The sequence below is a fragment of the Collinsella aerofaciens genome (assembly GCF_040910265.1).
Lineage (GTDB): Bacteria > Actinomycetota > Coriobacteriia > Coriobacteriales > Coriobacteriaceae > Collinsella > Collinsella aerofaciens_BK.
Genome location: NZ_JBDGAW010000027.1, coordinates 24,194 through 31,556, shown reverse-complemented (window position 1 = coordinate 31,556; position 7,363 = coordinate 24,194). Strand labels below are relative to the sequence as shown.

At 65.6% G+C, this 7,363-nt stretch carries 7 protein-coding genes; all 7 read left to right on the top strand.

Translation table 11 applies throughout. From position 1 onward, the window contains the following. Positions 1-614: sugar phosphate isomerase/epimerase family protein (locus AB5Z14_RS09465; protein ID WP_368131196.1), on the top strand; the 614-nt coding region annotated here is incomplete at its 5' end. A 264-nt stretch (positions 615-878) separates the two neighbouring features. After that, complete coding sequence (gene hisG / locus AB5Z14_RS09460) at positions 879-2,594, top strand: ATP phosphoribosyltransferase (protein ID WP_368131195.1); 1,716 nt, start codon at positions 879-881, stop codon at positions 2,592-2,594. Positions 2,595-2,699: 105 nt separating this feature from the next. Further along, positions 2,700-4,136 (top strand): histidinol dehydrogenase, encoded by a 1,437-nt coding sequence (hisD, locus tag AB5Z14_RS09455; protein ID WP_368131194.1) that lies wholly within the window; start codon positions 2,700-2,702, stop codon positions 4,134-4,136. 1 nt (position 4,137) lies between these two features. Continuing rightward, positions 4,138-5,253: a histidinol-phosphate transaminase gene (gene hisC / locus AB5Z14_RS09450; protein ID WP_368131193.1), complete on the top strand. Its 1,116-nt coding sequence runs from the start codon at positions 4,138-4,140 to the stop codon at positions 5,251-5,253. After that, positions 5,254-5,841, top strand: a complete 588-nt coding sequence (hisB, locus tag AB5Z14_RS09445; protein WP_368131192.1) for an imidazoleglycerol-phosphate dehydratase HisB — start codon at positions 5,254-5,256, stop codon at positions 5,839-5,841. Positions 5,842-5,921: 80 nt separating this feature from the next. Further along, a complete protein-coding gene (locus AB5Z14_RS09440; protein WP_368131191.1) occupies positions 5,922-6,623 on the top strand; it encodes an imidazole glycerol phosphate synthase subunit HisH in 702 nt (233 codons plus the stop codon). Continuing rightward, positions 6,620-7,363, top strand: a complete 744-nt coding sequence (locus AB5Z14_RS09435) for a 1-(5-phosphoribosyl)-5-[(5-phosphoribosylamino)methylideneamino]imidazole-4-carboxamide isomerase (protein ID WP_368131190.1) — start codon at positions 6,620-6,622, stop codon at positions 7,361-7,363. Before AB5Z14_RS09440 ends, AB5Z14_RS09435 begins: the two co-directional genes overlap by 4 nt.

Here is a 7,363-nt window from a genome sequence, read left to right as displayed (position 1 = left end):
ATCCCAAGCCGTGGAATATCGCGGCGCGCGGGGAGGAGTCGCGTGCCCGCACGCTCGCATACTTTAAGAATGTCGTGGATATTGCGGCAGAGCTTGGCGCCGACCAGGTCATGGTTTCGAGCGGATGGGCATTTTTGAATGAGCCGATCGAGGATGCATGGGCGCGTAGTGCTTCGATGCTGCGGTCGATTGCCGAGTATGCGGGTCCGCGCGGCGTGCACCTAGTGCTCGAGGCCCTGCAGCCGGTTGAGTCGATGATCGTAAACTCGGCGGCCGATACGAAGCGCATGATAGACGCGGTTGGACATCCGGCGCTCAAGGCGTGCCTTGATATGGGTGCCATGGCGGTGGCGGGGGATACCATCGACGATTATTTCGATCTACTTGGCGATGATGTTGCCCACGTGCACTTTGTCGATATTGCGGCAGATGGCACCACGCATCTTGCCTGGGGCGACGGCGACCGTGATATGCGTGCCGACCTGGATGGGCTGGTGGCGCGCGGCTATTGCGGAGTGGTTTCGGCTGAGACCTACGACGAGCAGTACTTTGCCAATCCGGCGGCAGCCGACGCTCAGGTTATGGCGGAGTATCGACGCGCGATTGGCGCCTAGACGGAGCGGAGTGTCGTTCGGGGTCTCAGCCGTGGCTGGAAGCGGGACGTGCTTTCCGGTTGAGGCCTCAAGCGGAAACTACGTCCCGGAATGGCCGCTCGAAATGGGATGCCGCTTCCCCCTATGTTTCCAAATGAATACGCTGTGAGCCTAGGGAGACGATTCTCCCCGCAAGCACTCTAGTATGCTAAAGTACCCAGAAGACCGGCGGAGCTATGCCGGTCTTCTGTTCTATACGAAGCACAGCATGAGGAGGCTCACCAGATGACGGCCACACCGTGGGGATTCCGGGACATATTGCCCGAGGAGGCTCAGGCGCGCGAGGAGATTGCGCTGACGGTGAAGGGCTGCTTTAGGGAGCATCATTACCTGCCGGTCGAAACGCCGCTGCTCGAGGACAAGGGTTCGCTCGAGGAGGGCGGCCGCATCGCGGATACGCCGTTCAAGCTCTTTGATGACGACGGCCGTCTGCTGGTGGTCCGTCCCGATAACACGCTGCCCATCGTGCGCCTGGTCTCGACCCGCATGCGCGCGGCCGACCTGCCGCTGCGCCTGCGCTATGAGGCACCGGTGGTTCGTGAGTGCCAGCGCAATGCCGGTGGTTCGCGTCAGTTTACACAGTTGGGTTTTGAGCTCATTGGCGCGGGTGACACCGCGGGCGACGTGGAGATTGTCTCGCTGGTAGCGGAGGCCGTGCGCAAACTCGCACTGCCCGATGCGCGCATTATCGCAGGCAGCGTGCGTCCGTTTAAGGAGCTGCTCGCGGCATGCGAAGATCGCGAGCTGGCTGCCGAGGCGCTGCGTTGCGTGCACGCCAACGACTTTGTGGGCCTCGATGCCCGCGTGGCGGAAAGCGCCGAGCCCGAGGCCGTCAAGGTTGCCATTAGCGAGCTGCCGCGCCTGCATGGCGGCGCTGAGGTGCTCGACCGCGTGGACGCGCTGCTGGCAGCGGCCGGTATCGTCGCGCCGTTGACGCGTGAGCTGCGAGCCCTGGTTGAGGGTCTGGCTCCCGAGGACGCGCAGGTGCTGTCCTTCGACTTCTCCATCATGAATTCCTTCGACTACTACACGGGCCTGGTTTTTAAGGCCTATGCCGGTGGCCTGCCCGATCCGGTGGGTTCGGGCGGTCGCTACGACTCTATCTTTACCGGCGCGTTCGGCGACGGCATCGAGGTGCCGGCGGCGGGCTTTGCCTTTTCGCTTGAGCGCCTGGAGGCCGCGCGCACCTCGGCCGAGGACGCTGCCTCCGATGGTGACCACGCCGTGGGCCGTGGCGCCGAGGGTCCGCTGCGCATCGCCGTTCCCAAGGGCTCGCTTAAGGCCGACACGCTCGACGTGCTCGAGGCTGCAGACCTGGACGTCTCCGAGCTGCGCGATCCCGGCCGCCACCTGATTGTGCGCGGTCGCGACACGCGTGCCGGCGAGGGTGCGGTCGGCGATATTGAGTTTGTCATCGTGCGCCCCAGCGACGCGCCGGCCTTTGTGGGTTGCGGCGGTGCCGACTGCGGCATCTGCGGCTGGGACTCGCTCATCGAGGCCGATCTCAACCTGCTGCAGCTCGTCGATCTGGGCTACGGCCTGTGCACCTTTATTGAGGCGGAGCCCGCATGGCGCGCCGGCCAGGCTGAGCGCAACTATGCCCGTCGTGGTTCTCTGCGCGTGGCCACCAAGTACCCGCGCATCGCGAGTGCCTGGTATGCCGAGCGCGGCGTGAATGCCGACATCGTTTCTCTGCACGGCAATATTGAGCTGGGCCCCATCGTCGGCATGACCGATCGTATCGTGGATATCACCGCCACGGGCGCGACCCTGCGCGACAACGACCTGGTTATCACTGGGCGCATTATGGATTGCACGGCCCGCTTCTTCGTCAACCCGGGTGCGGCGCGCTTGGATCCGCGCGTGCGCAACCTGGCCGATCGCCTGGCGGCCGCCGTGAAGGACAAGCATTTTGAGCCCGTCGCGGGTTCGGCACAATAGCGCGAGCGCGCACGGGCGCCCCCATATCCGGGCTGAGGGCCGATTGGTGCCGCCGCCCGGTCTCTCGTTTCTCAAACGCAACCTCAACCGATAGGGGATACCGATATGAAGACCATCAAGCTTGCTCCCGGCGAGCGCCTTGTTACCAATCAGCTCAACCGCAAGGGCGTGCTGCCGCAAAACATCGTCGATGCCGCCCGTGATATCGTGGCCAACGTGCGCGCCAACGGCGATGCCGCGGTGCGTGATTACTGCCAGCGTTTTGACGGTGTTGAGCTGGAAAGCTTCCGCCTGCCGCAGGAGCAGATCGATGCCGCGCTCGAAGGTCTCGACCCGGCCTTTGTCGCCGCATTGGAGAAGGCTGCGCGCCAGATTCGCGAGTTCCACCAGCGCGAGGTCGAACAGAGCTGGTTTACCACGCGTGCGGACGGCACGATGCTCGGCGTTAAGGTAACTCCGCTCGCGGCTGCCGGCATCTACGTGCCGGGCGGTCGCGCGCAGTATCCCTCTACCGTGCTCATGAACGCCATTCCCGCCAAGGTTGCCGGCGTCAAGCGCGTGGTCATGGTGACCCCGCCGCAAAAAGATGGCCTGATCAGCCCCTATACGCTCGCGGCAGCCAAGCTCGGCGGCGTGGACGAAATCTATATGGTGGGCGGTGCCCAGGCCGTGGCCGCGCTGGCGTACGGCACCGAGACCATTCCGCGCGTCGACAAGATCACCGGCCCGGGCAACGCCTTTGTCGCCGCGGCCAAGCAGATTGTTTCGGGCGACGTGGGTATCGACATGGTTGCCGGCCCCTCCGAGGTCTGCGTGCTGGCCGATGCCACGGCCAAGCCCATGGTGGTCGCGGCCGACCTGATGGCGCAGGCCGAGCACGATCCGCTGGCTGCCTGCTACCTGGTGACCTGCGACGAGCAGTTTGCGCGCGAGGTCGAGGCTGGTATCGACATTCTGGTAGCGCAGTCGCCGCGCGCCGAGATCACGCGTGCCTCGCTCGATAGCGAGGGTACCATCGTGGTCGCCGCCGACATGGCCGCCGCCGTCGAGGCCGTGAACACCGTGGCGCCCGAGCACCTTGAGCTGCACTGCAAGGACGCGATGGGCCTGCTCGGCGGTATTCGTAACGCCGGCGCCATCTTTGTGGGCGCCTGGAGCTCCGAGCCGCTCGGCGATTACGTCGCCGGCCCCAACCACACGCTGCCGACCGGCGGTACGGCCATGTTCTCCAACCCGCTTTCGGTGGAGGAGTTCGTCAAGCGCTCGAGCGTCATTTGCTATACGCCCGAGGGCCTGCTTTCCGATGCTCCCGCTACGCAGCGTCTGGCCGAGGCCGAGGGCCTGTGGGCACACGCGCTTTCGGCCGCATTGCGCCGTCGCGTACTGGAGCAGGGCGAAGATGCCGTGAGTGCCGAGTCGCTGGCCGCAGCCGACCTGACCAAGGTCGCCTGGCCGGGCGACGCTGTGGCGACCGTTGCCGAGGGCGTCGATCTGGCGGCCGCTGCGGGCGCTGCCGCTGGCGCGGCCGGCGAGGAGGCCTAAGATGACCGAGCTTTCACCCCGCATGAAGGAGCTCGTCCAGCCTTACTTGGCCGGTATTGAGCCCTACGATCCCAACTTTACGCCCACGCGCATCAACCTTTCGGCTAACGAGAACACCTATCCCGTGCCGGCTGGCGTGCGCGAGGCGGTCGATGCGGCGCTCGCCGCCACGCCGCTCAACCGCTATCCCGATCCCATGTCCAACGACTTGCGCGACGGGCTTGCTGCCTGGCATGGCGTGGCGCGCGAGAACATCTGCGTGGGCAACGGCGGTGATGAGCTGCTCTATAACTACCTGCTGGCGTTTGGCGGCGCGGGGAGGACCCTGCTCAACTGCCCGCCGTGCTTTAGCGAGTACGCCTTCTTTGCGTCGCTGTGCCAGACCGAGGTGCGCGACGTGTGGCGTGATCCGGCTACCTTTGAGCTCGACCAGGCTGCCGTACTCGCCGCGGCACCCGAGTGCAACCTGGCCATCGTGACCTCGCCCAACAATCCCACGGGCGACGTGGCTCCGCTCGACTTTGTCGCGGCGCTGTGCGATGCCTGCCCCGGCATGGTTATGGTCGACGAGGCCTACGTTGAGTTTGCCGACGATTCGTTTGGCGCGGCAACGACGGCGCAGGGACTTATCGCCGAGCATCCCAACCTGGTGATTCTGCACACGCTGTCCAAGGCGTTTGGCGCCGCCGGCACGCGTCTGGGCTACGTGATCGCGGCGCCCGAGGTTATCGAGGTGTTCGCGGCGATTCGCCAGATCTACTCGGTCAACGTGCTGAGCCAGGCGGCGGCGCTTGCCTGCGTGCGTGCCCGCGATGCGTATGCGCCCGTGGTGGCGCTGGTTGCGAACGAGCGTGAGCGCGAGCTGTGCGCCCTGCGCGCAATGGCTGCCGAGGGCCTGCCCGTAGAGGCATGGCCGAGCGCGGCGAACTTTGTACTCGTGCGTACGCCGCATGCCACGCGCGTGCGCGAGCGTCTGCGCGACGAGTATTCCATCCTGGTGCGCGACTTTAGCTACGCGCCGGGGCTCGCGGACTGCCTGCGCATTACTGTGGGCACCCCGCAGGAAAACGACGAGGTGCTGGCTGCGTTTGCCGCGCTGGTGAAGGAGGAGATGTAGATGGACCGCTATGCCGAGGTGACCCGCAAGACGGGCGAGACCGATATTGTCGTCAAGCTCGACCTGGATGGATCCGGCGTGTGCGATATCTCGACCGGCGTGCCGTTTTTCGACCATATGCTCAACGCCTTTGGCCGCCATGGTCTGTTTGACCTGACGGTGCACGCGGTGGGCGACGTGGAGGTCGACGCGCATCACACCGTCGAGGACACGGGCATTGTGCTGGGCGAGGCGTTTTGCCAGGCGCTGGGCGATAAGGCGGGCATCACACGCTTTGCCGACGCGGCGATTGCCATGGACGAGACACTCGTGATGGCCGCTGTGGACATCTCGGGTCGTGGGCAGGCCTACTGCGAGCTGCCCGTGCCGACTGAGCGCGTGGGCAGCTTCGATACCGAGCTGGCCGTCGAGTTCTTCTACGCCTTTGCGCGCGACGCAAAGCTCACACTGCATGTGCGCGAGCTGGCGGGCGGCAACTCGCACCACATTATCGAGGCCGCCTTTAAGGCTGTGGGCCGCACGATGCGCCACGCCTGCGAGCTGGACCCCCGTGTGCAGGGCGTCCCCAGCACCAAGGGCTCGCTGTAGTTGCAACAAGAGTAAAAACCACCACAAAGGGGACAGGCACCTTTGTGGTGGTTTTGGATGATGAGAAAAGGGAGGGTCGCGTGGGCGAACCGAAGATCGTGGTGGTCGACTACCACAAGGGCAATTTGTCGAGCGTCGTGCGCGGGCTTGCGCGCGCCGGTGCCGTCGCCTGCGCGTCGGACGATTCGGAGCAGATCCGCCGTGCCGATGGCTTGGTCATCCCGGGCGTGGGCGCGTTCTACGACGCGATCGCCTTTATGCGCGAGAGCGGCGAGGCAGACGCGGTGCTCGACGCCGTTGCCGCCGGAACTCCGCTGCTCGGCATTTGCCTGGGTCTTCAGCTGTTCTTTGAGCGTGGCAACGAGGGCGTGCCTGCGGACGCGGGCACGGTCGTGGACGGCGATGCCTCCGAGCAAGCCGGTGGCTTCTGGATCGATGGTCTGGGCATCATGCGCGGCTCGTGCACACGCCTGGAGTCGAGTCGCCTGAAGGTGCCGCACGTGGGCTGGGACCAGGTGCACATGACGCCCGCCGGCGCGGCCGATCCGCTGCTCGCCGGTTTTGCCGAGGGCGCCAACATGTACTTCACCCACAGCTACGCGGTGGCCGACGACGCCGGTGCCGCCGACGTCTTGGCCCGCACGCACTACACGCGGAGCTTCCCGTGCATCGTGCGCCATGGCAACGTGTGGGGTTGCCAGTTCCATCCCGAGAAGTCCTCCGCGCTGGGCCAGCGCATCCTTAAGAACTTCGTCAACATCGTCGAGGAGGGCGGCCGATGATCCTGTTTCCCGCAATCGATCTGATCGGCGGCAAGGTCGTGCGCCTGGAGCGCGGCGACCGCAGCCGCTGCAAGGTATATTCCGACGACCCCGTGGCGGTTGCCCGTTCCTTTGCCGAGCAGGGCGCGAGTTGGGTGCACGTTGTCGACCTGTCCGCCGCCTTTGGCGAGGACGAGGACGCATGCGCCGCTAACTCGACGGCGATTAAGACCATCTGCGGCGTCGACGGTCTGTCCGTGGACGTGGGCGGCGGCGTTCGCTCGCTTGCGCGCATCGACGAGCTGGCCGGCTATGGTGCTCGCCGCATTGCGCTGGGCACGGTGCTCGTGACCGAGCCGGGATTTGCCGAGGTGGCGGCTCGCGGATTTGGCGAGCTGCTGGTGGCAGATATCGCCGCCCGTGACGGCCAGGTCAAGGTGAATGGTTGGCGCGACGGCGCGGGTGTGGCACTCGACGATGCCGTGGCGCAGCTCACCGAGCTGGGCTTTAAACACCTGGTCTATACCGATATCGCGCGCGACGGCATGCAGACGGGCATCGACGTGGCAGCATATCGCCATGTGGCCGAGATCGCGGACTTTCCCGTCGTGGCGTCGGGCGGCATCTCGACGCTCGACGACATCCGTGCGCTCGCTGCGGTGGGCGAGGACGCCATCGAGGGCGCCATTACCGGTCGTGCGCTCTACGAGGGCAACTTTACGTTGGCCCAGGCGCTCGCCGCCGCCCGAGGGGAGGAGTAG

What these genes read in the sequence shown, in the direction of transcription:
- hisG (WP_368131195.1), top strand. Translation starts at nt 879, where the DNA reads ATGACGGCCACACCGTGGGGATTCCGGGACATATTGCCCGAGGAGGCT.
- hisD (WP_368131194.1), top strand. Translation starts at nt 2,700, where the DNA reads ATGAAGACCATCAAGCTTGCTCCCGGCGAGCGCCTTGTTACCAATCAG.
- AB5Z14_RS09435 (WP_368131190.1), top strand. Translation starts at nt 6,620, where the DNA reads ATGATCCTGTTTCCCGCAATCGATCTGATCGGCGGCAAGGTCGTGCGC.
- hisC (WP_368131193.1), top strand. Translation starts at nt 4,138, where the DNA reads ATGACCGAGCTTTCACCCCGCATGAAGGAGCTCGTCCAGCCTTACTTG.
- hisB (WP_368131192.1), top strand. Translation starts at nt 5,254, where the DNA reads ATGGACCGCTATGCCGAGGTGACCCGCAAGACGGGCGAGACCGATATT.